The organism is Rothia endophytica (genome assembly GCF_039543885.1).
GTDB classification, from domain to species: Bacteria; Actinomycetota; Actinomycetes; order Actinomycetales; family Micrococcaceae; genus Rothia; species Rothia endophytica.
The window spans coordinates 621363-646325 of record NZ_BAABKP010000001.1 but is presented as its reverse complement, the minus strand read 5'-3'; the positions used below and the strand labels follow the sequence as shown (position 1 = coordinate 646325).

Genomic DNA, 24963 nt, shown 5'->3' with positions numbered 1-24963 from the left:
GCAGAGCGTGGTGGTAGATATTCAATGCTCCATAGATAAGAATGAGGCTTTATTCCTTTGCTAAGGTATTAGTTTTTCTCATCTAGTTCGGCAAGAGCGGCGTCATAAACATCCAAGCCCCGCACCAGTTCCTCCTCCGAAATCACCAGCGGTGGAGCAACGTGCACCCTGTTAAAGTGCACGAAGGGCCACACGCCGTTCTGCTTGCAGTAACCCGCAAAATCATTCATCGGAGCAGCATCGGCACCAGAGGCATTGAAGGGCACGAGAGGTTCCCTCGTTTCCCTATCTTTGACCAGTTCGATAGCCCAGAAGAGCCCCAGCCCACGAACCTCACCTACAATGCTGTATTTCTCTTTCATCGCCTCGAGCCGGGGACGCACCACCCTCTCACCCAGGTCACGCACCCGATCAAGGATCTTGTCCTCATCAAAAATTTTGAGGGTCTCTAAACCTGGAGCACAAGCCAAAGGATGACCTGAATAGGTCAGCCCACCTGGGTAAGCCGTCGTAGACCAGGTCTTCTGGATTTCCTTGGAGATAATGACCCCGCCCAGAGGAACGTAACCAGAGTTCACTCCCTTAGCGAAGGTGATCAGGTCAGGCACAACCCCAAAGTTTTCAACCGCAAAAAGAGTGCCTGTGCGTCCAAAACCGGCCATGACTTCATCAGCAATATAGACGATGCCGTACTTGTCACACAGCGCGCGCACCCCTGGCAGGTAACCCTCAGGTGGTACCAGAATTCCATTGGTGCCCACCACAGTTTCTAAGATAATGGCTGCAATGGTCTGAGATCCCTCAAGAATAATCTGCTGCTCCAGATGAGCCAAGGAACGCTCACATTCCTGCCTCTCATCTTCCGACCAGAATGCTGAACGGTAAGTGTAAGGACCAAAGAAATGCACCACCGAGGAATCCGAAGGTTCATTTGCCCAACGTCGCGGGTCGCCTGTCAAAGAAATCGCGGTAGAGGTCGCTCCGTGATAGGAGCGGTAGGCTGACATCACCTTTCGCCGCCCAGTGTAGCCCCGCGCCATGCGCACGGCGTTCTCGTTAGCTTCTGCTCCACCGTTGGTGAAAAATACTGAACCGAAGCTCTCCCCCGCTCGCTCTACCAGCTCTTGAGCAAGTTGACTACGGGTGTCATTTTTGAAGGAAGGCTGGATGGTGACCAGTCGATCTGCCTGATCTTTGATGGATTGAATCAACCGCTGGTTGCCATGCCCTAGAGCTAGATTAACCAGTTGGGATGAAAAATCAAGGTAGTCTCGGCCCTGGTCATCGGTGAAGGTAGAGCCCTGACCAGAAACCACGTTGACAGGGTCAATGAGGTCCTGAGCTGACCAAGAGTGAAAGACGTTGCCGTCCATAAGTGTTACTCCTTATCTGTGCTAATGAGCAAAGTTAGTTGGTTGGGAAGCCCAGATTAATTTGGGACTCACTCGCCAGCGGCCACCTCTGCGTGACGACCTTACGGCGGGTATAGAAATTAAAAGCTTCTGGGCCGTAAATGTGGGTGTCCCCAAACAAGGAGTCCTTCCACCCACCAAAGGAGAAGGCCCCGATAGGTACAGGGATGGGGACGTTAATGCCGACCATGCCAACCTCAATGTTGAACTCAAATTCTCTGGCGGTACGGCCATCACGAGTGAAGACAGCGGTACCGTTAGCGTACCGGTTAGAGTTGATCAGACTGACCGCCTCATCAAACGAATCGGTACGCGAAACGACCAGCACAGGGCCAAAAATTTCTTCATCATAAACCGGCATCCCCGGCTTCACATGATCTATGAGGGTAGGCCCAACAAAGTAGCCCTCCGCCGGTAGGTCAGCCTCACGGCCATCAACCAGCACCGTGGCACCCGAATCATTAGCTCCAGCGATGAGCCCTTCGATACGTTCCTTGGCTTGGGCGGTAATCACAGGGCCCATCTCATTCTCAGGGTTGGTGCCTGGCCCAACCTTTAGTTCGCCAATACGATCCTGGATTTTCTGCACCAGCTCATCAGCGATATCACCCACAGGAACGACCACAGAAATTGCCATGCAGCGCTCACCCGCCGAGCCAAATCCAGCCGAGATAGCGGCGTCCGCTGCCGCATCAAGATCAGCATCAGGCATAACCACCATATGGTTTTTAGCGCCGCCCAGCGCCTGGCAGCGCTTTCCCTGGGACGTGGCACGTTGGTAGATCGATTGAGCAATAGGGGTTGATCCAACGAAGCTAACAGCCTTAACTGCGGGGGCATCGATAATAGCTTCAACAGTGTCCTTGTCACCGTGCACTACATTGAGCACCCCATCAGGCAGACCGGCCTCGTGGAAAGCCTTAACAATCCAGTTAGCAGATGAAGGGTCGCGTTCTGACGGTTTCAAAATCACGGTGTTACCAGCAGCAATTGCAGCGGTCACCATCCACAGAGGCACCATTGCAGGGAAATTAAAGGGGGTAATACAGGCAACCACTCCAACCGGCTGGCGTGTTTGATGCACGTTAATACCGCTTGCCGCCTGCTCTAAGAACTCGCCCTTCATGTGGTGCAAGAGGCCCGCACAAAATTCGACGTTCTCAAGCCCGCGCGCGATTTCACCCGCTGCGTCCGAAGGCACCTTACCGTGCTCCAAAGAAATTACTTCTGCCAATTCTTCCTGACGCGAAGTAATGATTTCACGGAGCTTGAAGAAAATAGCTGTACGCTTGGCCAGCCCTGTAGCCCTCCACCCGGGGAGGGCGGCTTCTGCGGTGGACACTGCTCTTTCTACAGTGCTGGCATCGGCGAGCGCGACTTCGCCAGTTTGCTCGCCCGTTGCGGGATTGAAAACGGGGCCAAAACGGTTGCTGTCGGAGGCTTCTTTGCCTCCGATAATGTGAGGAATTCTGGTGAGCATAGTCATACCTTTTTCCTTGGGTATCTGGTTCAGTTGATGATTAGCCAGGGGGGCTAGTTTCCATCGTTCCATTTCACCTGTACCGCAACTAGAGCTAAGTTGTTCAGGTTTCGCCCCGAAATTAAACAAACTGTCAACGCTGACTATGCCGGGTCATGCGCGTCCTTCAGAGGTTGGTTCCATAAAATTTCAACGTGTACACCTTTTTTGATCACTGAACTAGTTCCCCCATGATGTAAACGCTCAGATACCTAAGGACGCAGCCTATGACCCTCAGCTCAGCTGAAGCAATCACTCTCAAAGACATACTGGCTCTGCCGGTACTAGTAGCTGCGGGTACCAGACTATTAAGCGAAGCAAGCCATCTTGATCAGCCAATACGGTGGGTCCACGTGGTTGACACCCCTCGCGGGGGTGAATTGATCGACGGCGGTGAACTTTTGCTCACCACCGGAGCTAGCCTAGGAAAAACCGCCCCAGAACGCTACAGAACCATTGATAAATGGGTGGACGCAGGAGCGGCCGCCCTGCTCATCGAAATAGGCGTTGTACTTGATGAATTACCGCAAGATATTCTCGAGCACTGTGCAGAGCGGGGGTTACCTCTGATTGTTACCGCTGGTGAGGTCCGTTTCTTAGAGGTCACCGAGGCAGTGCACTCTTCGGTTCTTTCGCGCCAGTTTCAGCAGGTTGAGCAACTGCAACGTATTAATGAATCCTTTTGGAGTCTCATGTATAACAGGGCTCAGGCCGAGCAACTGATTCTACATACGTCCCGTGAGCTTGCCCTGCCGGTGGTCCTTGAGGACCTGGCCCACCGCGTCATTCTATACGCTGAGGGCCATGAGTTGCCCTCGCAGTTGTTGCAAGGGTGGGAGGGTAAATCACGACGCTGGGCATCTGATCACAGCGCAGCCGGTCTCATTGCTAACCCTGTTACCGTTCAAGACCCTGAAAATTCTGAGGTGAGCTGGAGTTTTATAGATATTCAAGGGCAGGGTATTCACTGGGGCAGGTTGTTTGTGCGCGGTGCAGCTTTGGACGATACCTTAACCTTGCACACGATGAGGCACGCGGCAATGGCGCTCACCATCGAAAGGCTGGGCGCTTTAAACCCTCATGCGTGGACTGACTTACGGGAACGTATAGGGCTAAAACGGGTGCTGAAAAACCGCTTTACAACCGTTGAGGGCCAAAAAGTTGTGTTGGAGTCCAACGGTTTTCATACTGATGGGCGGGCCCTGTTAGCCTCTGAGCTTCGATCCGCCGAACGACTATCGCTAACATCCGTTCGTAACGTCCTGTTATCGATTAGTCCAGATGTTGAAGTGATGGTGGCTCACCACGAAAATAATAGTCACCGAGTGGTTTGCATTATTTCAGCAAACTCCCAAAAGTGGGAGGCTACTGAGCTGGCAGAAGCTACGAGGCAAGCTCTGGCAGGGCTTGGAACAGCTATCGAATTTCTGGTGGCTACCGGCCCTAGGGGGCCCGTTGACTTAAGTTCAGCCCTGCACAGAATGAGCGCTCTGAACGCTCAGATTCCTGAGACCGGGGTTGCTTTGCGACGGGCTGACCGAAACCAGTTCGATGGTCTAGTGAACTACTTACATCAGGACGTGAGGGTGCAGGAGTTTGGCGAAACCACCCTGCAGCCTGTGCTGCTGCATGATGCTCGCAACGATTCTGATCTTATGGTGACGCTGAGTACCCTGCTCGAACACCCCACGTCCCGGTCAGCAGCGGCCCAGAAGCTTCACCTTTCGCGCACAGCCCTCTATTCCCGGATTGCAACCATCGAGAGGCTTTTAGCGGTTGATCTCAACAAGGGCGAGGATTTCTTTGGGCTGAGTCTTGCGGTGCGCAGCTACTACGGAGCCTAGCAACAGTTTTGGGCGGGGATCGTTCCATGGGGTGTGTATTAGTTCTGCGCCGGTGGAACCAACGGCGCCCATCGTGAAGGGAGTTCTCGAGGGGTGAGTAGCCCTGCACCCATTGGACGCTGTCCCCGCCTTCTCGTGCTCTGGCTACGTCCAGCATGGCCGAGGCGGGGTCGATGCCCATGACCTTCCGGTCAGCACCAGCAAGCGTGACAGTTGGAACCCCAGTGCCGCATCCCAAATCCACAATGGTTGTGGCGTTCAGCCCTTAAGCGACTGCATGGTAGAAGTCATGGTCGGGACCATCGGGATTGTCTTCATCGTAGATGGCATCCATCAGGCCTAGTCGATAGGGTTTTGTTTCATGATTTTGATATTCGAATCGTGGTTCCGGGTAAAGCGAAGAAAAAAATGCCGATTTGTTTCGCTAGACGATAAACCAATCTCTCGGCGGAGGCTGTTTCGCAGAGCAGTAAGCACTTCATTAGCACTGGCACCACTGCCTTCGTCCATTCTTTTCATAAATTCGAAAGCAGCCTTAACTTCTTCCGACTCGCCTAATAGAAAGACATCTGAAAGAGCACTTTCCATGTCATCCTTCTGCCTATCAGATAGCTCTTTGCGTTGAGTACCATTCGTGATTTTGCGGTATGCCTGAATAAGATATTCAGTGCGCAAGTCGCGTCTCACATTGTACAACTCACGCTTAGAAGTAAGCCAGTGAACTGTGATAGCACCTATGACTGCTCCAAATAATGCGGTGACTAAAGGTGGTACAAGCGTTAGAAAATAATTCATTTTATAAATGTATACGTTTTAAACGTTGAAGCGGAACTCGACCGAGTTCCGGTACATACCAACCTCTGACTGCAACGCACTCTCAGGCCCAGAGCGGGCTGTTGTCCTGCCAGCCGTCGGGGACGCTCATGTGCATTATCGGGACAATCTGAACCACCGGAAAGCTCGCCACAACCGCGGGGAGAAGTCTGCTGCAACCAGTGCCCAACCTGTCAGATAGGAACTGCACCAGCGTGAGTTGACCGAACGTGCGGCTCCAGTCCTCGGACACGGCATCGAGGTCAAGGTGGCGACCGATCTTAGGGAGCTTGGGCGTAATCGTATGGACGCGGTTGAACAGTCGTCCGTGATGGCCACACGTATTTCGCACAAGATTGAGCGACTTGAGCCAACTAGTCAGCTGGGGCGCACTGAGCCCGCATGCATCGGCAACGACGTTTTGGACGCCGCGAGGGGCGAAGCCATAGAGGTACGTCAGGCTCCCCCAGTCCAGCAGATCAGTTGCTGCCCATACCGGCAGCTTCCCGCCATATTTCTTGTGGTGGTGCTCCACGAAGTCCTCACGCGATCGGTGCAGCTCGTCCTCGTAACGCTTCACCCATTTTGCGTACCCGCCACCACTGCGCGCTGTGGGGCCCAGCAGTGAAGATTGCAAATGAGCGCAGGGATCAATGCGCCCGAGCTCATGCCCGAGTAGCGCGCGGATGGCCAGCTCCACCGGAGCCAGCGCTGCAAACGTGGCGGCGCGAAGGCGCGCATCGAACTCGTATAGAGCGACGACATCGCTGAAGCGCGTGCCAGCGTAAAAGTCATCGTGACGGCCATCGGGAGCCTGTCTCCTGAACGGGTACCAGTAGCCGCTCAATCGGTAGTAGTTCACTCTCCGAAGCGTCGCAACGGCGGACTTCTGATCTCCCATATCCATGCCGCGATCCGCGAGGATCTCCACTTGCTGGGTGTAAGACTTGTACATCTTGACGTCTTCGACGACGAACACCGCCTGACAAAAATGAGGACCGGTCCTGGACCTACCGAGGTAGGCGGAACCGGTCTTAGTGGTTTCTATCTTACGCATGCGGCCTGAAACCCGCAACGCCCGCGTCGCTTCCCTGAGGTATTGCAATGCTGCAACAAGCGCGTGAGAACGATGCACACCGCACATCGCACATCGCAGGCTGGATCGTCCCTACGAGACGGTCGAACGGAAATCTAAACTCCACCGCATCGCCCCATATACCAGCATCTGACGGCGCGCAGACTTTGGGACGAATCGCTTGCGGCCGGACTGCAGCATTTCGCTATGAGGTGCCCACCGTTGCGCCTCATCATGAAGACGGCCCCGTGTGAGCATGAGGCGAGGCAAAGGTTTGCCCCTCCGATAAGCACCCGCGAGATCCGGTCACTCAGGAGTCAGGATTCGACGCAACCAGCCACTCGCTCGCGGTCCGGAACGTCGACCTCAGCTGCGGGTGCGCCTGCACGATCTCTCGCTGCCGGTCCGCTGGCAGGCCGATCTCGTGCAGGACGTTGAGGATCACGACCGCGGTCGTCACCTCGACGATGGCGAACAGCTCCTCGATGGAATGGTTCGGCGTGCTGCCCTCGTGCGCGAGGTCATTGCGCGCCCTCGTTGTCCTCCTTGCCCAGTGGTCGACGTCCGGCACAAGCTGCGCGATCGCTTCCTGATCGGGTCGCGCGGAGAGGGCGTGGAGCCGGTCCCGGAGCGTCGGATCGTTGCGGATGGCCCCCTTGAACCTGTCTCGGTGCTCATCAGGGACCTGTGCCAGCATCGCCGCTCGCATTGCCGCGAACTCCGCCTTGGGAAACGGCTTCTCGTCAATGCGGAGGTTACGGTGCAGAACCTCGGCGGCACCGACTGCAGTCAGGAGATTGTTCTCGACGAAGCGGGCCGGCGCGTAGCGCAGGCCCAATATCATGTTCGTCGCTGCCTGCAGGCGGCCATGGGCCTCACACCAACGGGGCAGGACCTCCTCAAACGGGAGCGAATCGCAGGTGAAGAACACTCGGTGGTGCTCGACGCCCTTTGCGTCATGCTCGCCCAGGGCGGCGGGCGAGTAGAGCACATCGGCGCGCCGGCGCGGCAGGGGCCGACCGTTCGGCAGCAGTGACTCGGTACCAGCCACCTCTAGCCGGAGCCAGATCACTCCGGCCGCGCGATGCGTCGCCAGGGAGATCAGGTCCTGCACCAGGCTCGCCGACTGCAGAGCAGCGTTCAACGAGAAAGAATCGACTGGCGTGACGCGAATGGAGACTGTGTCTTTCATACGTCCGACAGTGCCACCCTTGCGCTGGTCGAAATACGGCAACGTGTGGGTGTGCACAAGGCGATACTCGGTGTCTTCGACCACGACCGACTGCGCCTCGCGGGGCTTCACCGAGATGCGCCCGGTCCCGTCGATCTTGCCGTCGGGAGCGCCGAGGATTCCTTCGAACACGGAAGACGCCGCCCAGAGACCCAAATCCTCGACCGAGACCTCTGCCCCAGCGAACACCGGGTCCACCTCGCCACTGACATGCGCACCGATGATCGCGGTCGTAGCCGCCACGATCTGCTTGTCGGGGCTCTTCACCCTCGCACCGAATGTCCTCTTGCTGTTCTTCGGGATGCAACCCAGCAGAGTCACATCGCGCCGCTCGGCTGCCCCATGGATCATATCCCAAGTACGGATCCCCTCGTGGAACGCGGTCACGCCAGAGGCAGGGTTGGACGTGATGCGGTCTTCAAACGTGCCGATCAACGAGAGCGAGAGCCCATGGTCTGGGTCGTATCGGAGAACGCCCGGGACCTTCTCTTCCGGGTCGCTCGGAAGCCACCACAGGCCAGCCCACTCGCCAGCATTGTCGAGTTTCAAAGGATCGTTAGACATCGCGCTCGCTATCAGGGCTCCTTCTTGTCTCGCTGCCAGATATCAGTTTGAGAATCTAAATATTACGGCACAGCCATCCCCCAAGGTATAAACCGAACCATCGCAATTTATCCCTCGCGGCCGTTGCCGTAGAACGCACGAATGCCCCCGGCTTCAATAGAAACCAAGGGCAGACGCGACAAGAATGATTAGACGTTGAAGCGGAACTCGACTACGTCGCCGTCCTGCATGATGTAATCCTTACCTTCGATGCGTACCTTGCCCTTAGCCTTCGCTTCAGCCATGGAGCCGTTGGCGTCTAGATCTTCAAATGAAACAACCTCAGCCTTGATGAAACCGCGCTCGAAGTCAGTGTGGATAACACCGGCAGCCTGGGGTGCAGTATCGCCCTTGGAGATAGTCCAAGCGCGGGTTTCCTTAGGGCCAGCGGTCAGGTAGGTCTGCAGACCCAGGGTGGAGAAGCCCACACGAGCCAGCTTGTCCAGACCAGACTCGTCCTGACCGCTCATTTCCAGCATTTCGCGTGCTTCTTCTTCGTCCAGCTCCACCATGTCAGCCTCAAGCTTGGCGTCCAGGAACACAGCCTCAGCGGGAGCAACCATATCGCGCAGAGCCTGCTGCTTCTCTTCAGAGGCGAGCACGCCATCGTCCGCGTTGAAGACAAAGATAAAGGGCTTAGCGGTCAGCAGGTTCAGCTCCTTAAGCAGAGCCATATCGATTTTTGCTTCCTCAGCCTTAGAAATTAGGGTGTCGCCCTGCTCCAAGATAGCCTGAGCCTTCTTGTATTCCTCAAGCTGGGCAGCATCGCCCTTCTTGATTTTGACTGCCTTTTCCAGGCGGGGAATAGCGTTTTCCAGGGTCTGCAGGTCAGCCAGCACCAGCTCGGTGTTGATGGTTTCCATGTCAGAAGCGGGGTCAACCTTGCCGTCCACGTGAATGACGTCCGGATCATCAAAAGCACGCACTACCTGGGCGATAGCGTGAGCCTCGCGGATGTTTGCCAGGAACTGGTTGCCCAGACCTTCACCCTCGGATGCACCGCGCACGATGCCCGCGATATCAACGAAGGAAACGGTTGCGGGCAGAATGCGCTCGGAGCCAAAAATCTCTGCCAGACGAGCCAAGCGTTCATCGGGCAGGCTGACGACGCCCACGTTGGGTTCGATGGTAGCGAAGGGGTAGTTGGCTGCCAGAATGTTGTTCTTGGTCAGTGCGTTGAAGAGGGTTGACTTGCCGACGTTGGGCAGACCCACGATGCCAATTGTTAGAGCCACGGAAAAATAAACCTTTGTTTGGGGTGTTCTTAGTGCCCAGTTTACTAGGCATGGCGCTTTGCCTGTCTCTTTAGCAGGACGTGCGCGGGTGAGTTTGCTTGTACTTTAGAGCCCGCGTTGGTTTAACTCGGGTGCAGACCGTGACAAATGTCAGGGGCAGGTCGTGACATTTAGCCTGAGTCAATGCCCTTATCAGGCGGGAAACTTGAGATATGAACACAGCAATTGAAATCCTCAGCGTGAACAAGACCTTTCGCACCCGCACCGCCACGGTGGAGGCAGTCAAAGATGTCAGTTTCTCGGTGCAAACCGGTGAGATTGTTGCCCTGCTGGGCGAGAACGGGGCGGGCAAGAGCACCCTCATCGACATGTTGCTAGGGCTGACCGAGCCCACCAGCGGTACAGTCAAGCTGTGGGGCTCCTCCCCCAGTCAGGCTGTTGCAGACGGCCGGGTAAGCGCCGTCCTGCAAACAGGTGGTCTGCTCACCGACCTCTCAGTCCGCGACCAGGTTGCCATGGTGGCAGCCACCTACCCCAGCCGTCCCGATGTAGATGCCGCGCTAGAAGCAGCTGGTATCAGCCACATTGCTCGCAGAAAAATCAGCAAGTGCTCTGGCGGCCAGCAGCAGAAGGTCAAGTTCGCCATCGCTCTGCTGGGCAACCCTGACCTGCTCTTCCTCGACGAGCCAACAGCCGGCATGGACGTTAACGCCCGCGAACAATTCTGGGAGTCCATGCGGGTTCAGGCTACGGCTGGCAAAACCATTCTCTTTGCCACCCACTACCTTGAAGAAGCCCAAGAGTTCGCCCAGCGCATCGTGGTGCTGGCAGGCGGGCAGCTCATTATGGACGGCACCCCGCAGACCATTCGGGATCACGCTGGCACCCGCGCTATCAGCTTCACCCTGGACGCCCCAACCCTGCATCTCCCCCAAGAACAAGCCCGTGACTGGGGAGTCAGCAACTACACGGTCAACCAAACGACGCACTCCCTGCACTGCCACAACGCCGAGGCTTTCACCCTGCACCTGCTGCAGAACCACAGCGTCACCAACCTGGAAATCATTGCACCCAGCCTTGCTGAAGCCTTCACCCAGCTCACCACCCACACCACCGGAGAAAAGATCTAACCATGCAGAGCCTCAGCTTTCTCTTCTACGACCTCAAGCACTCCCTCTTCAATATTTCCACCCTCTTCTACCTGATCATCATGCCTGCCGGGTTCTACCTGCTCTTTGGGGTGATGCAGGACTACGGTTCAGCCCCCTTCCGAGATGGCAACGCTACCGCCTACGTCATGATCGGCATGGCAGTCTACGGGGCTGTCACCGGTGCGGTGTCCTCCTCAGGCACGGCGGTTATCGAAATAGAGTCCGGTTGGGGCCGCCAGCTGGCACTGACCCCCATGAGCCGCAGTGCTCTGCTGGCTAGCAAGGTGCTCAACGCTCTCGTCACCACTGCCCTGCCGGTTATCGCCGTCAATATCATTGCGCTGTTTACCACCGCAGAAATTCCGCCCGCTCAGCAGATGCTCAGCGCCCTAATAGCCATTGCGGCCTCATCTATCTTTGTCTTCTACGGTATAGCGGTGGCACGCCTGGTGAAGTCAGCCCGCGCTGTATCAGTTGCTAGTGGGTTGGTCGTATTCCTCGCCTTCTTTGGCACCACCTTTAGCCCCTTGCCGCTATCACTGATGGACTACGCCCGCTTCACCCCCATGTACGGGGTAACTCAGCTAGCCCGCTACCCCTTTACCGCCGGCGACACTATCACCACCGACGCGGTTCAGCGGATGGTGACCGAACCGTTGCACTATGCACTGATAAATGTGGCGGCCTGGGGCATAATCTTTATCGGAGCCAGCATCCTACTGCGCAAGCGGTCACTCGCCCGCTAGGCCAACAAGTTTGAGGCTCGCAGCAAGCAGGAAGTAGATATTATGAGCACACAACCCACCATACGCCGGCACTTTGACTGGCTGGCCGCCGGGTTCGCCGGAATCTGGCTAGTATTTCTGCTCTTTCCAATCACACAATTGCTGACTAACAATCAACTGAGCAACACAGAAAAAACGCTGGGCCTAGTTGCTGTGGTTATTTTTGCCCTGACCTATTTGGCCTCTTACGGCGCCCCCTGGGTTTTACCGGGCAAGAAAACCTGGCACCGGACGCTGCAATGGAGCCTGCTCCTGCTCATCCCGACTGCGGCGCTCACCTACGCAGTGGGGCCCTGGTGGCTCTATTTCTTCACCTACATTGTTGCCATGTGGGCCTTTCAAACCCCGCCGCGTATCGGGCTCACCGTCGGCACCTTCGTCACCGTCTTATCCACTCTTGTCATGGTGGTGTACTACCCACGCATCTTCCAGCAGGGTGGGTACGGGTTTATTACCGGTGCTTTCTTCGTGCTGGTCATGGCGGCGCTCTCAGCCGGCGGGGATGCTCGCGTCCTGCGTCGTGAGCAGCAGCAGCGTACCGAGCAAGCCGAGCGTATCGCCAGCGATGTGCACGACATCTTGGGCCGCTCATTGACAGTTATTAACCTCAAGGCAGAGTTAGCTTCGGCCCTGGTAGAAGCTGACCCCGCCAGAGCGCAACAAGAAATGCAAGAAGTCTCAGAACTATCCCGCACGGCTTTAGCGGAGGTGCGGGCAACTGTCACCCGTTTGAAAACACCGACCTTCACTGGCGAGATTCTCGCATCAGCACGTGCCCTCGAAACGGCCGGGATTAAGGCTCATCTGCCTAGCGAGCAGGAGGCCCAGGTGCCCGGCACCAACTCAGTGCTGTTTAGCTGGGCTCTGCGTGAAGGGGTCACCAACATCATTCGCCACTCAGGGGCAGAAAACTGCCGGGTCAAGGTTGAAGCCGAACGGCTGGAAATTGTCGATGACGGAGTTCTCTCTCTAGACCATGAGCTGATCAAGGGCAACGGCTTAACCGGCCTGGAACAAAGGGTCAAAGATTCTGGTGGCGACCTATTGCTTGAAACCGGAGGTGGTACTCGTCTCCTTGTTACGATGAACGGAGATACTTCACCTCTAGGAGCCTGACGCGTGAGCCCCATTAAAATTCTGCTAGCCGATGACCAGCAACTGATCCGGGACGCCCTAGGCGCCCTGCTTTCCCTACAGGCAGATATTGAGGTGGCGGGCTCCTGCGGACGCGGGGACCAAGTGCTAGACCTAGCCCGCCAAACCCAGCCGGACGTCGTCCTGCTCGATATTGATATGCCGGGCATGGACGGTATCAGTGTGGCTCAGCAGCTGAAGGAGCAACATCTACCTTGCCGTAGTCTCATTGTTACCACCTTTGGCAGACCGGGCTACCTGGCAAGGGCACTTGAAGCAGGTGCCAGCGGTTTCGTGGTTAAAGATACCCCGGCAAGCCAGCTGGCAGAGACTATCCGCAAGATTCATGCGGGGCTAAGGGTAGTCGATCCGCAACTGGCAGCCGAGAGCTTCGCGGTAGGTCCCAGCCCGCTCACCGACCGCGAGAAGCAAGTTCTACAGGCAGCTAAGGACGGCGCGTCAATCGTGACTCTGGCGGCACAACTGCATCTATCCCAAGGCACAGTGCGCAACCATCTTTCCAGTTCCATTGCAAAGTTGAACGCCGAAAACCGCTACGATGCAGCCCATCGGGCTGAGGAAAACGGCTGGCTCTAAGCAGGTGAGGGCTTAGCCCTAGTGGGCAGAGGCCCCGCCCAGGTTGAGCACCAGCACTCCAGCCACAATCAGCGAGATACCTAGAACTTTAACCAGGGTAATGGGTTCGCCCAGAAAGACAGCCCCAACCGCCACGATGGCCGCTGTGCCCAACCCGCTCCAGAGAGCATAAGCCACACCCACCGGGATATCCCGCACCGCCAGCGACAGCATGAAGAAAGCAATACCGTACATCGCCAGGCAGGCTAGCGTAGCCCAAAGACGGGTAAACCCCTCGGTGAACTTGAGCAAAGAGGTCGCCGCAATCTCAGAAGCAATGGCGATCGACAGGAAAATATAGGCCATAGTCACCAGTGTAAGGCTGATGAGTTACGTACAGGTGACCACGTTTGGGGTGCAGCTCCGCTAGGTTCAAGGAGCCACCATAGGTGGCGCAGAGTAAAGTTGAGGCATGGCTACATCAACGGTTCTTCTCGCAGTTCTTCTTGCCCTAGTGCTCGGTGCCCTAGCAGGGTTTTTCTGGGGACGCGCGGGCTCGGGCAGTGGGGACGCTCTGAAAGAAAAGAATGCTCGGCTGACCGCTGATCTAGCAGCGTCCTTGCAGGCAGAAAAGCACCTGAACGCCCGAGTGCAGAGCCTGGAAACCAAGGCTGAGGCTGATGCCGATGTTCTGCTAGCCCTTGCCCCGCTCAAAACACAGTTGGCCACCATGGAACGGTCAGTGCGCACCATGGAGTCAGAGCGCGCTCACCAGTATGGGGGGCTGGCTCAGGCGATTGCGGAGTCCAACAGAACTCAGGCCCAGCTGCGGGATCTGACCGGGACGCTCTCGACCGCCTTGAGATCTACCAGTGCTCGGGGCACCTGGGGGGAAGCCCAGCTCAAACGCGTGGTCGAGGCTGCCGGCATGGCACCTCACGTCGCCTTCAGTGAGCAAACCACCGCCAGTTTTGAAGATGCCCACGGGGCGGTGCGTGGCGTCCGCCCCGATATGGTCATCAACTTACCCGGCGGCAAGACCGTCATTCTGGATGCCAAGGCGCCGCTGGGTGCCTATCTGGACGCTCAGGAGTCTGAGGGCCCTGCCCAGAAGGCTGACCTGGACCGGCATGCCAAAGCGGTACGCGCCCACGTAGACGCGTTGGCCTCCAAACAGTACTGGGCTGCTTTCGACGCTACACCTGAGCTGGTGCTCTGCTTCATTCCTGCCGAGTCTGCCCTGGCTGCGGCACTAGTCCACGATGGGCAGCTGCTGGACTATGCCGCAACTAAAAATATTGCCCTGGTGGCGCCGGTTTCCTTGCTGGCAGCCCTCAAGGCTATTGCCTTCTCGTGGCGCCAGGAATCCCTCACCGATAACGCCCGGGAGCTCTTTGTGCTCTCTCAGCAGCTCTATGAGCGGCTGGGCACCGCTGGTTCTCACTTAGGCGCTATGGGGCGCTCGCTGACCCGCGCCGTGGATTCCTACAACGGTCTGGTGGGTTCCCTAGAAACCAGGGTCTTCGTGACAGCCCGTAAGATTGCAGAGCTTAATAAGGCTCCAGTGCAGGAGAGCCTGTTCCCCTCCCCCAACGAATCAGCGGTCAAGCCGCTGACCTCTCCAGAGTTTTTGGGTACGGCCTCTGAGCCGGGTGCAACAGCAGATAGTGGCTCTCACTCTGACCATCCTGCATCTGAGACCACAGTAGCCAGCCCAGATCCTGACCCCAGCACACCAGGCCTCGATACACCTACCCCTGAGCCCTACGACTCCTGGCTTGATGACTTTCTGACGGTACAAGAGCCAGAACCGAATGAAGATGCCGACTGGAGCCGATAAAAAAGTGACCCTTCAACTATTCACGGTTGAAGGGTCACTTTTGATGCTCAAACTTTAGCGGTTAGGCTTTTCACCACGTCCGCCCAGGCGCATGGCGGGGGCGCCGGTGTCATTCTTAAGAGCTGAGCGCAGTTCCTTGGGCAGGGAGAAGAGGATATCTTCCTTAGCGGTCTCGATAGATTCCACGTCCTCATAGCCGTAGTCAGCCAGTAGGCGCAGCACGTCCTGCACCAGAATCTCGGGGACTGATGCACCGGAGGTAACACCCACGGTGGTGACGCCCTCAAACCAGGTTTCATCAACCTCGTTGGCGTAATCCACGAGGTAGGAGGCTTTAGCGCCGTATTCCAGGGCAACCTCCATGAGACGTACCGAGTTCGATGAGTTGGTTGAACCAACTACAATCACCAGCTCAGCCTGGGGTGCGATTTCTTTGATGGCACCCTGGCGGTTGGACGTTGCGTAGCAGATGTCGTCGCTGGGCGGGTCCTGCAGGGTGGGGAAACGTTCCTTGAGACGCGCAACGGTCTCCAGGGTTTCGTCCACGGACAGGGTGGTCTGTGAAATCCAGACGATTTTTTCGGGGTCGCGTACGGTCACTTTGTCCACTTCATCCGGTGAGTTGACGATCTGAACGTGATCGGGGGCCTCACCCGCGGTGCCCTCAACCTCTTCGTGGCCTTCGTGACCGATGAGAAGGATGTCATAGTCCTGCTTAGCAAAGCGCACGGCCTCACGGTGCACCTTAGAGACCAGCGGGCAGGTTGCGTCAATGGTGTTGAGCTGGCGGTCTTCTGACTCGGCGATAACAGCCGGTGAGACGCCGTGGGCTGAGAAGACGGTGACCGAGCCTTCGGGAACTTCATCTACCTCATCCACAAAGATAGCCCCCTGAGCTTCGAGGGTCTCTACCACGTGGCGGTTATGCACAATTTGCTTGCGCACATAGACCGGGGCACCGTAGTGGTCCAGGGCTTTTTCGACGGCGATAACAGCACGGTCAACACCGGCGCAGTAGCCGCGCGGAGCTGCCAGCAGTACTTTTTTGGTGCCGGTAGGTGCGGCGGCTTCAATTACTTCGCGGGGCTTGCGCATACGGGGCACGCGGGGCAGGCCGAGTTCAATGGTCTTCTCTGCTGTGGACATGCTCTCTATCCTACGTGGTCTTAGCGGGTGTGTGCTGTGGTGGCTCTCGCAGTGGCGCGCAGTATCGCTGAGAGAATAGCCATCAGGGTAAGGGCTAGGGTCGCGATGAGGGCGTAGCCGGCCAGGCGGTAATGCAGGTCTGCGTAGGACGCCGTGAGTTTTTCAGCGATGCTTTGCAGGAAGAGTACTGCGGTGGGGCTGGCCGGCAGGCTAATGCCTGAGGTGAGGGAAAGCCCGCCACCCACAAGACCTGCCAGCCAGAGCAGCGCTGCGGCCGAGAGACTGGCAAAAGCCAGGTGTGCAAAGCGGTTACCGGGCCAGAGCAAAAAGCTGAGTGCCGCTATCACCGCAGCTGCTGCGAGCAGGAGCTGCCAAGAATCAGAAAACCTGATGAGGGTGTTGATAGCACTATTGATGGGGTAACTGCCCTGCCCGTTATCTAGGGGAACGGTGCGTCCGGGTAGGGTGCTGGTATCGATGGTGAATCCCAGCGAATTATTCACTGAATCATCAGCCTGATCATAAATTGCTGAAAGATCAAGCACCGCTGGGCGGCTTTCACCTGAGAAGTTATAGGCGTGAGTGTCACTGATGACTTCTAGCCAAAGGGTTTGAAAGTTCTCTGAGGTGATTGCCCCGGTCGTTGCATCGCTGACGATGGTGTGGGTGCGATCGTAGAGCCAATTCTGTACGTCCCCGTACCAGGTGGTGCTATTGCCGTCGCCCAGATAGGTGGCGATGGCGTCGGAGCTCATAATATCGTCGGTCACTGAGGTTCCCAGCGCCTGCTGAAAATCGGGGTCAGTGGCCAAGGAACTGGTCAGTTCGGTGAAGTTTTGGGTGTCTACCAGCGTGGTATCAGCCCAGTAGGCCAGGGCCGAGGTGAGCCCTGTCAGCAGTGCCAGGGGCATGAGCAGAATGCAGGTAAAGCGCCGGGTCAGATTCAGCGCCGGCTTGCGGGCAGGCAGAGCACGGTAGGACGCTGGAAAGGAGCGTCGCTGGGCCGGCTGGTAGGCGGGCTCCCGGTAACTGCCACCGGGGGCAGGCTGATTGTGCTGATAAGCGTGAGGCTGCGGCGGCTGATAGGGCGGTACAGGGTGGAGTGCTGCCTGTTGCGCCTCTTGATCCGCCAGGTAGCGCCTGTTATCGGCGGCAATCTGGGGGTTCGTCCAGCTCCCGTCCCCGTAATCGGGGAGTTTCTGCGTGGGGTCTGCGCCCCGGTTCTCTGTGCCCATGCTGAGCATACTAACGTCTTCAGCTGGGTTTTGCCTCAGGGTACTGACGTGAGCTTACCGGCACTTTTTACGCCGGCAGGCTCTAAGGGCACCTAAAATGTCAGCCAGGGGTGCTAGAAATAGATGTATGAATGATTTTGCTGAACCCACCCTAGCGCAGCTTCAGGCTTTGCAGGAGCAACCCCAGCAACCGAGGCAGTTGGCCCCCACGGCCGGGCAGACTAGCCCTGAAAACCCCTGGCCGCTGCATCTGCTGTCCAACAAAATGCACGACTATATCGCCCGCTGCGTGCCCACCTGGGTGGAGGGGCAGGTCATTGAGCTTAACAATCGCGGGCGGGTTTCTTATGTAACCTTGCGCGATGTTGATCAGGAAGTTTCGGTCTCGGTCACCGTGTGGGGTTCTGAGATGACTAAGGTTGCCGGTCATATTGATCGCGGCTCCCGGGTGGTGCTGCAGCTCAAACCCGACTACTGGGTAAAAACCGGGCGGCTGTCAATGCAGGGTTCCAACATCAAGCCGGTCGGTGTTGGGTCCATGCTGGAACGCATAGAGCAGTTGCGTGCCAAGCTCCAAGCTGAGGGGCTCTTCGATGCCCGCCGTAAAAAGCCTCTGCCGCTGCTCCCCCACCGCATCGGTTTGATTACGGGTAGAGATTCGGACGCTCTCAAAGACGTTGTGCGCAACACCAGTCTGCGCTGGCCCGCCGTCCAGTTTGAGATTCGTGAGGTTGCGGTGCAGGGGGTCAATGCGGTCTCTCAAGTTACCGCTGCCCTGGCTGAACTCGATGCCCTCCCGCAGGTCGATATCATTGTGATTGCTCGCGGCGGTGGCTCTTTCGAAGATCTTTTGCCCTTCTCTGAAGAGGCCATGGTACGGGCTGTTGCTGCGGCGCAGACCCCAGTGGTCTCAGCGATCGGGCACGAGGCTGACTCACCGCTCATGGACCATGTAGCTGACCTGCGTGCCTCTACCCCAACGGACGCTGGCAAACGCATCGTGCCCGATGTTGCTGAGGAGCGTCTGATGTTCGCCCAAATCCGCGCCCAGTTAGAGCGGTCAGTCACCCAGTGGGTGGAACGCGAGCGCTTTGGGTTAGCCCAGCTCCGCAGCCGCCCGGTATTGGTTGACCCTGCTTCTGCCCTGCTGGCAAGAGCTGAGGACTTAGAGAGGCTGCGTACCCGCGCCCGGGCTGCGGTAAGCCAGCGGGTGGTGCGTTCCCGCGATGAGGTAGCCCAGCTGCGCGCTCGCGTCACCGCTCTTTCACCCCAGCAAACTCTAGAGCGCGGGTATGTGCTCATGCAGACCGAAACCGGGCAGTTAGTGCGGGACGCTACTTTGCTTTCTCCCGGCGATACCGTAAAGGTACGCGCGGCAACCGGATCCTTAGATGCCACCATCACCCACATTCACCACCACTAATATTTTCCAGAACGAGAGAAGAAGATGATGAGTAAAGATATCGAATTCACCACCAGTCTCAACGCGACCCCCGTAGATCAGCTGACCTACGAGCAGGCACGCGAAGAACTATTGCAGACGGTGAGCCGAATGGAATCTGGCGCCACCAACCTGGAGGAGAGCATCGCCCTGTGGGAACGCGGGGAGGCGCTGGCGCAACGTTGTGAGGCTTGGCTGGACGGCGCCCAGGCAAAATTGGATGCTGCCCGAAAGGACGCCGCCCAGTAGACCTGTAGGTAGTAGAGCTGAAATAAGCTCTGTGGAACGAGCCGCCAGAGAACACAGATAGCCATGCCCTCGCCGGCTGACCCTCTTGCAAAGAGGGTCAGTTAGCGAGAAGGTGCCCGCCTGCTACCCCTCCTTTGCCTGTTGCGCTTCCCTTACTGTTGCTTGTAGTCGCTGAGGAAGTTGCCTAGACGTTCCAGCGCGTCCCTAAGGGTGCGGGTGTCGGGCAGGAAGACCAGGCGGAAGTGATCCGGCTTGTCCCAGTTGAAGGCGGTGCCGTGGGAGAGCAGGATTTTTTGTTCGCGCAGCAGATCGAGCATGAACTGTTCGTCGCTGGTGATGTTGAACTTGTCGGTGTCGATCTTGGGGAAGAGGTAGAGTGCGCCTTCTGCCTGGTTGACGGTGATGCCGTCCATGTCGTTGAGCATCTTGTAGGAGAGGTCGCGCTGCTCCTTGAGGCGGCCGCCGGGCAGGATGAGGTCGTTGATGGACTGGTAGCCACCGAGCGCTGTTTGCACGGCGTGCTGGGCGGGCACGTTGGCGCAGAGGCGCATATTGGCGAGGAGGTTGATGCCTTCGATGTAGGGGGCGGCGGCTAGTTTGGGGCCGGAGATGGCGACCCAGCCGGCGCGGTAGCCTGCTACGCGGTAGGCCTTGGAAAGCCCTGAGAAGGTGAGGCAGAGGACGTCCTCACCGGCGAGTGATGAAATGTGCACCATTTCAGCGTCGTCGTAGGTGATTTTTTCGTAGATTTCATCGGCGAAGATCACCAGCTGGTGTTCTTTTGCCAGGTCTACGATGCGTTGCAGGGTTTCGCGGGAGTAAACGGCGCCGGTGGGGTTATTGGGGTTGATGACAACGATGCCGCGGGTCTTGGAGGTGATTTTGGAGGTGATGTCCTCGATGTCCGGGGACCAGTTGTTTTCTTCATCGCAGTGGTAGTGCACGGGGGTTCCGCCTGCCAGCTGGGTTGAAGCGGTCCACAGGGGGTAGTCCGGTGAGGGTACCAGGATTTCGTCGCCGTGATCCAGCATGGCCTGCAGAGTCATGGGGATCAGTTCGGAGACGCCATTGCCCAGGTAGATATCATCGGTGGTGATGTTCATGATGCCTTCGTTCTGATAGTACTGAACGATGGCGGTGCGTGCTGAGTAGAGCCCGCGGGAGTCTGAGTAGCCCTGGGTTTCGGGCAAGTGCTCGATGATATCCATCATGATAGTTTCGGGAGCTTCAAAGCCGAAGGGGGCTGGGTTGCCGATATTGAGTTTGAGAATGCGTTGGCCGCGTGCCTCCATACGCTGGGCTTCTTCGAGGATAGGGCCGCGAATATCGTACAGAACGTTTGCCAGTTTTTTTGATTGCTTGAACTCCATATGCCCCAGATTACTCCTTTACGCTCTCGAGCCAGAAATTTGCGGCGTCTGTTTCTGAAATGGGGTTTTCACCGGTGGTGAGGGTTTCGAGGCGCTCGAGTGAGGGGGTGTCGAGTTGAGCGGAGACTCTGTTGACGATGTTTTGGGCTTCTTTTGGTATTTCGCCGGCTCGGGTAAGTGGGATGATGTTTTGGGCAAGCTGAGTGCCCTGGGGGTCGTCGAGCAGGGTGAGGTTGTTGCGTTTAATGTCTGAGTTGGTGCTGTAGAGGTAGGCGACCTGAGCTTGGGCAGTGATAAGTTGCCAGGTGCGTGAGCTTCGATCGTCGTTTTCTATGGTTTTACCGGGTGTGCAACCGTAGTAGGTGTCCAAGGATGCGGCGCCGGCGGGGTTACTGGTGAAGGTGGACTGCACGGTGAAGGCTAGCTCCTTGCAGTGCTCTCCTAAATCCCCCATGTTTCTGATGCCGTATTTTTGGGCGGTCGCTGAGGTGATGGCGTAACCGTAGCGGTTGGTGGCAGCCGATGAATCGAGCATCTCGACCGTTTCGGGCAGTGATTTTTGCACGTAGCTGATGATGTCGCTACCGCTCAGCCCCCGGATGTTGAGGGGCGGGGCAGTGGGGCTGGGTGAGGCGGAGGGGGTGGGCCCCACCGAAGTGTCGGTTGGTTGGGGGCTGGCGCTAGTCGGTGATTCGCTAGGGGTACTGCGGGCGCTTTCTCGACTCTCTTCGAGTTCGGTGGGGCTGATTTTGCCGTCATCAGTGAGGTAGAGCAGCAGGTCACCGGAGAGATCAGGGGTGAGGTGAATGCGGCCCTCTGCTGGTTCGGTGGCGCTGGGGTCGGCGGTAGCAAGTGAGGTGGTATCGATTCCCATGGAGCCGAAGAGCTCTTCTCGGGTTGCACCTGTTTCTGTTACTTCGACACTGTAGCCAGCCTGTTCCAGGGCAGCTGCGTAAAGGTAGGCAGCGTGGCGGGTTTCTGGGGTGATACCGGTTCCGATGCGGATAGTGGCGCTGGTGGGGGTCGCGGTATATTCAGCACTTTGCTCGGAAGGGCCGGAAACGCAACTTGTGAGTGCGAGGCAGGTGAGCGCCAGCGTCGTGGCTAGAGATTTGCGGCGGGGAGTAGTGAAAAAAGCGGTTGTCATGGGTGGCCTTCTCTTCTCTAGGTCTCTAAGGCTGGTGAGTTGCGCGGTAGTGGGTTGCCATCGATTCCAGGGTCTCAAAGCCCATCATCTTTGCGGCTTCTTCTACGACGCTGTAGCAGAAGTGTTGATCAAGTTCGCCGAGCGGCACCCAGGCAGCTAGGTCGGTAGAACCGCCCACCTCGTAGGTCAAATCGCCCCCTGTGACCTCGGCTCGGTACACGGTGCGCAGGGCGCAAAAAGGCCGCGTTGAACCGTTTTCCGGCTTGAAGTAACCAGCATGCACTCCCAGCAGTTGCTTCAGTTCAATAATGTAACCAGTTTCTTCAAAAACCTCGCGGACGGCAGTATCTGAAGGTTGTTCACCCGGGTCCATGCCGCCACCGGGCAGCGTCCAGCCCGGTTTCATACCGGGAATGTGAGGAACCCACCGGGACAGAAGTAGGCATTCATCGCGGATTACCACGGCATAGGCTGCAGGTCTAGTATCCATGACAAGTGGCATAGGGCAGGCTCCTTTCCTTCTCATCCAGTGTAGCTTCCAGAGGCACTCACCTTTGCCGATCTTTTCAGGGAAAGGTACTAAGCTCGTGAGTCATGAGTATTTCACTGATTTCATTAATGACGCTTTCCTTAGGTGAGGGCGCCCAGAACGCAAGTGATTTTCTTCTGCATCTAGCCAGCATTGATTTCTGGTTGGGCGCCCCTTTGCGCATCATCATGATTGTGCTGATTGGGCTGATTTTGCATGCCATGGTGCGGCTAGTTATCCGTAAGGTCACCAGTTCGATTGCCCGGGGCACCCAGTCACGGGTGGTAGCGGCTTCCCCCAAAAAGAGGCAGGGCAACAGGTGGAAGACCGACACCGCTCTCTCGAGTGCCCGCCAGTCCCAGCGTGCGAAGACCGTCGGATCAGTGCTGAGGTCAGTGGCTTCTATCGTCATTTGGACAGTCATGATCGTCATGATTATCGCTGAATTGGGTTTCAATATCGCCCCGGTGATTGCGTCTGCCGGTGTGGTGGGTGTTGCCCTGTCCTTCGGCGCTCAGTCTCTGGTCAAGGATTTCTTGTCCGGCATCTTTATTGTCGCCGAGGACCAACTAGGTATTGGAGACTGGGTGGACTTAGGCGAAGCCTCCGGTGAAGTAGAGGCCGTGGGCCTTCGAACCACTCAGGTGCGCGACCTAGAAGGTACCCTCTGGCACGTCCGTAACGGCGAAATTCTGAGGGTAGGCAACTCATCCCAAGGCTGGGCACGCACCGTGGTGGACCTGCCCATCCCCTACGATGCTGATATTGACGAGATGGCAGATTTCCTGGTTGAGGCTACCTCTGAGGCTCTGCAAAAGCCCGGCATTAAGGGCAATGTGACCGGTAAGCCCGAGTACCTGGGCGTGCAGACCATTACCGGCGAATCCGTGACGCTTCGCCTGCTGGTCAAAACTGCTCCAGCTGCCCAGTTCTCGGTGGGGCGCAAACTGCGTGAAGAGCTCAAGAAGGCGATGGACGCGCGCGGTATCCGCATGCCGCACACCAACCAGTCCGTGGTTCTGACCGAAGAGCAGTCATCACCTTCCAAGAAAACTGTTCCCGCAGACAGTCAACAGTAGTTAAGCTGCTGACTGGTTCCGGCCTTTTGTACGGGCTTGGAAATAGCTCAAAAGTTGGAGCTAAGCCGACTTGCACACCCTTTCTTACTTTTTCTTGCGGCCTGCCGCCCCGCCTTTTTGGGTCTGGTATTGGCGTAGGTTGCCGTTTTTGCGGGCGTTGCGTTTTTTGCGGTCTTCAAGTTCGCGGCGTTTGTTGGCGGCTTGGCGTTTTTGTTTAGCTTCTTCTTTTTGGCGGCGCTGTTTTTCAAGGGCTACCTCTTTGCTGTCGCTACCGCGGTTAGAGGCTGCGGTGCGTCCGCGGGTGATGCCTACGAAGTCTTGCAGAAGAGCTTCGCGGTCATCTTCGCGTAGTTGCCGTTTCCAGCAGAGGAGGACGGGGCGTTCATCAGCGCCTTTGAGGGGGCGGTAAGTAAGGTCTTTGCGGTGGTAAAAGCGGGCCACTGAGAGAGGGACAATCATCAGCCCAACCCCGGCTGCTACGAGCTCTACGGCGTCCTTACGGTTGCGCATCTGGGGTAGCTGGCGGGGGTTAGCTGCACGGTAGTCTGCTGAGATTTCTGCCCACTCGGGTACTTCATCAGGCGCTTGTAGGAGGAATTCTTCGGAGAGCTCGGCAAGAGGTACTTCATCCAGGACGGTGAGTAGATGATCCTTGGGCATCAGGACGACCAGTTGCTCTCGGTAAATCTCGATGGCGTGGTACTTTTTCTTGTCGCGGGCCTCTGGCTCATCTTCGGCGCGCACGATAACCATATCGGCGAAGGCGTCTAGAGCATCTAAGCCGCGGGCTTCTGCCAGCGCAACCTCGGTAAGGGGGGCTATCGCGCTGTAGCGTTGTTGCCAGCGGTTGAACCATTTGCCGGGCATAATTCCCGGCACGAAACCAATGCAGAGGCCAGGGACTTTGCCCACGCGCTCGTAGCGGCCAGTTTCCTCGTCGATGAGGAGGTGTGGATGGTTGAGGATAGCTTCGCTCAGAGTCACAGCTTTTCCACTTTCTTGAGAGCTTCAGCAGTTTGCTTCCGCTGGATGAGGCGATAGAGGACGATGATTGCACCCAGGAGGGCTATGAGGGTAACGGCAATGAGGGGGTTTTCAAGCCACGCCCACACTACTGCCATACCAACCGTCCCGTAGATAACGCCCCAGATAAGGGTGCCGAGAAGCATGGCCGGTATCCAGCGAAGAAGAGGCATTTGGGTGAAGCCGGTGGTGATGATAACAGCGGTTTGAAACCCTACGGTGAAAAAACAGGCGGGTACGGCCAAGACTCCCCAGCGGTTTACAAAACTTCTAGCTTGCACATAGACCGGATGTCGCATCAAACGTGCGATTTTCTGGGAGTGACGCCCGCCTGCAGCAGCTAGTCTCCCCAAAGAATAGATAATGGATGTGCGAATGACACCAACGACCCAGAAGAAGCCGATAGCGGCACTCCAGTGCAAGGTGTCTAGCCATTCTCTCATTTGCTCAAGTTTACCGGCTTGCGGACGACTCTAGGGCAAGACGTTAGACAGGACACCTTAGGAGTACCATCCCAGTATTATTA

24 protein-coding genes are annotated in these 24963 nt (G+C 57.1%); 9 read left to right on the top strand and 15 right to left on the bottom strand.

The window, feature by feature from the left end:
- Positions 1 to 68: 68 nt before the first annotated feature.
- Positions 69 to 1373 carry an aspartate aminotransferase family protein gene (locus ABD982_RS02935; protein ID WP_345444525.1) on the bottom strand — a complete coding sequence of 435 codons (1305 nt, stop codon included), beginning with the start codon at positions 1371 to 1373 and terminating at the stop codon, positions 69 to 71.
- A gap of 34 nt (positions 1374 to 1407) precedes the next feature.
- The gene (locus ABD982_RS02930; RefSeq protein WP_345444523.1) at positions 1408 to 2898 is read right to left on the bottom strand and encodes a CoA-acylating methylmalonate-semialdehyde dehydrogenase; all 1491 of its coding nucleotides are present in this window, start codon (positions 2896 to 2898) and stop codon (positions 1408 to 1410) included.
- A gap of 260 nt (positions 2899 to 3158) precedes the next feature.
- Between ABD982_RS02930 and ABD982_RS02925 the strand changes: the two genes are divergently transcribed.
- Complete coding sequence (locus tag ABD982_RS02925; protein ID WP_345444521.1) at positions 3159 to 4775, top strand: PucR family transcriptional regulator; 1617 nt, start codon at positions 3159 to 3161, stop codon at positions 4773 to 4775.
- On the opposite strand, the gene ABD982_RS02920 is transcribed toward ABD982_RS02925, so the two are convergent.
- From ABD982_RS02920 to ychF, 5 genes are all read right to left on the bottom strand, one after another.
- Complete coding sequence (locus ABD982_RS02920) at positions 4714 to 5019, bottom strand: class I SAM-dependent methyltransferase (RefSeq protein WP_345444518.1); 306 nt, start codon at positions 5017 to 5019, stop codon at positions 4714 to 4716. The genes ABD982_RS02925 and ABD982_RS02920 overlap by 62 nt on opposite strands.
- A 95-nt stretch (positions 5020 to 5114) precedes the next feature.
- A complete protein-coding gene (locus ABD982_RS02915; protein ID WP_345444515.1) occupies positions 5115 to 5570 on the bottom strand; it encodes a hypothetical protein in 456 nt (151 codons plus the stop codon).
- 82 nt (positions 5571 to 5652) lie between these two features.
- Positions 5653 to 6723 carry an Abi family protein gene (locus ABD982_RS02910; protein WP_345444512.1) on the bottom strand — a complete coding sequence of 357 codons (1071 nt, stop codon included), beginning with the start codon at positions 6721 to 6723 and terminating at the stop codon, positions 5653 to 5655.
- Between the two features lie 250 nt (positions 6724 to 6973).
- Entirely contained in the window at positions 6974 to 8458 is a 1485-nt protein-coding gene (locus ABD982_RS02905) for an ApeA N-terminal domain 1-containing protein (RefSeq protein ID WP_345444509.1), read from the bottom strand.
- Positions 8459 to 8646: 188 nt separating this feature from the next.
- Entirely contained in the window at positions 8647 to 9732 is a 1086-nt protein-coding gene (gene ychF, locus ABD982_RS02900; RefSeq protein ID WP_345444506.1) for a redox-regulated ATPase YchF, read from the bottom strand.
- A gap of 212 nt (positions 9733 to 9944) precedes the next feature.
- On the opposite strand from ychF, the gene ABD982_RS02895 reads away from it, so the two are divergent.
- Genes ABD982_RS02895 through ABD982_RS02880 form a run of 4 tightly spaced genes read left to right on the top strand, consistent with a single transcriptional unit; the run spans position 9945 to position 13399 of the window.
- On the top strand, positions 9945 to 10862 hold the full coding sequence (locus ABD982_RS02895; protein ID WP_345444503.1) for an ABC transporter ATP-binding protein: 918 nt from the start codon (positions 9945 to 9947) through the stop codon (positions 10860 to 10862).
- Between the two features lie 2 nt (positions 10863 to 10864).
- On the top strand, positions 10865 to 11629 hold the full coding sequence (locus ABD982_RS02890) for an ABC transporter permease (RefSeq protein WP_345444500.1): 765 nt from the start codon (positions 10865 to 10867) through the stop codon (positions 11627 to 11629).
- 42 nt (positions 11630 to 11671) lie between these two features.
- Positions 11672 to 12784, top strand: coding sequence for a sensor histidine kinase (locus ABD982_RS02885; protein WP_345444497.1), 1113 nt, complete (start codon positions 11672 to 11674; stop codon positions 12782 to 12784).
- Between the two features lie 3 nt (positions 12785 to 12787).
- Complete coding sequence (locus ABD982_RS02880) at positions 12788 to 13399, top strand: response regulator transcription factor (protein ID WP_345444494.1); 612 nt, start codon at positions 12788 to 12790, stop codon at positions 13397 to 13399.
- Between the two features lie 18 nt (positions 13400 to 13417).
- On the opposite strand, the gene ABD982_RS02875 is transcribed toward ABD982_RS02880, so the two are convergent.
- Complete coding sequence (locus ABD982_RS02875) at positions 13418 to 13744, bottom strand: DMT family transporter (protein ID WP_345444492.1); 327 nt, start codon at positions 13742 to 13744, stop codon at positions 13418 to 13420.
- Between the two features lie 106 nt (positions 13745 to 13850).
- Between ABD982_RS02875 and ABD982_RS02870 the strand changes: the two genes are divergently transcribed.
- Positions 13851 to 15218, top strand: a complete 1368-nt coding sequence (locus ABD982_RS02870; protein ID WP_345444490.1) for a DNA recombination protein RmuC — start codon at positions 13851 to 13853, stop codon at positions 15216 to 15218.
- 54 nt (positions 15219 to 15272) lie between these two features.
- On the opposite strand, the gene ABD982_RS02865 is transcribed toward ABD982_RS02870, so the two are convergent.
- Both ABD982_RS02865 and ABD982_RS02860 read right to left on the bottom strand, forming a co-directional pair.
- Positions 15273 to 16364, bottom strand: coding sequence for a 4-hydroxy-3-methylbut-2-enyl diphosphate reductase (locus ABD982_RS02865; RefSeq protein ID WP_345444487.1), 1092 nt, complete (start codon positions 16362 to 16364; stop codon positions 15273 to 15275).
- Between the two features lie 20 nt (positions 16365 to 16384).
- Entirely contained in the window at positions 16385 to 17599 is a 1215-nt protein-coding gene (locus ABD982_RS02860; RefSeq protein WP_345444484.1) for a hypothetical protein, read from the bottom strand.
- Positions 17600 to 17726: 127 nt separating this feature from the next.
- Between ABD982_RS02860 and xseA the strand changes: the two genes are divergently transcribed.
- Positions 17727 to 19022 carry an exodeoxyribonuclease VII large subunit gene (xseA, locus tag ABD982_RS02855; protein ID WP_345444482.1) on the top strand — a complete coding sequence of 432 codons (1296 nt, stop codon included), beginning with the start codon at positions 17727 to 17729 and terminating at the stop codon, positions 19020 to 19022.
- Between the two features lie 27 nt (positions 19023 to 19049).
- Complete coding sequence (locus ABD982_RS02850; protein ID WP_345445755.1) at positions 19050 to 19289, top strand: exodeoxyribonuclease VII small subunit; 240 nt, start codon at positions 19050 to 19052, stop codon at positions 19287 to 19289.
- Positions 19290 to 19441: 152 nt separating this feature from the next.
- Here ABD982_RS02850 and ABD982_RS02845 read toward each other — a convergent pair whose 3' ends face one another.
- The 3 genes from ABD982_RS02845 to ABD982_RS02835 are packed head-to-tail and all read right to left on the bottom strand — an operon-like array spanning position 19442 to position 22308.
- Complete coding sequence (locus ABD982_RS02845; protein WP_345444480.1) at positions 19442 to 20659, bottom strand: pyridoxal phosphate-dependent aminotransferase; 1218 nt, start codon at positions 20657 to 20659, stop codon at positions 19442 to 19444.
- Positions 20660 to 20669: 10 nt separating this feature from the next.
- On the bottom strand, positions 20670 to 21806 hold the full coding sequence (locus ABD982_RS02840; RefSeq protein ID WP_345444477.1) for a glycine betaine ABC transporter substrate-binding protein: 1137 nt from the start codon (positions 21804 to 21806) through the stop codon (positions 20670 to 20672).
- 25 nt (positions 21807 to 21831) lie between these two features.
- On the bottom strand, positions 21832 to 22308 hold the full coding sequence (locus ABD982_RS02835; RefSeq protein ID WP_345444474.1) for an NUDIX hydrolase: 477 nt from the start codon (positions 22306 to 22308) through the stop codon (positions 21832 to 21834).
- Between the two features lie 92 nt (positions 22309 to 22400).
- Here ABD982_RS02835 and ABD982_RS02830 point away from each other — a divergent pair, with 92 nt between their 5' ends.
- On the top strand, positions 22401 to 23414 hold the full coding sequence (locus tag ABD982_RS02830; protein WP_345444471.1) for a mechanosensitive ion channel family protein: 1014 nt from the start codon (positions 22401 to 22403) through the stop codon (positions 23412 to 23414).
- Between the two features lie 84 nt (positions 23415 to 23498).
- Here ABD982_RS02830 and ABD982_RS02825 read toward each other — a convergent pair whose 3' ends face one another.
- The gene (locus tag ABD982_RS02825) at positions 23499 to 24398 is read right to left on the bottom strand and encodes a LysR family substrate-binding domain-containing protein (protein ID WP_345444468.1); all 900 of its coding nucleotides are present in this window, start codon (positions 24396 to 24398) and stop codon (positions 23499 to 23501) included.
- Positions 24395 to 24880, bottom strand: a complete 486-nt coding sequence (locus tag ABD982_RS02820) for a DedA family protein (protein ID WP_345444465.1) — start codon at positions 24878 to 24880, stop codon at positions 24395 to 24397. Before ABD982_RS02820 ends, ABD982_RS02825 begins: the two co-directional genes overlap by 4 nt.
- Positions 24881 to 24963: the final 83 nt, after the last annotated feature.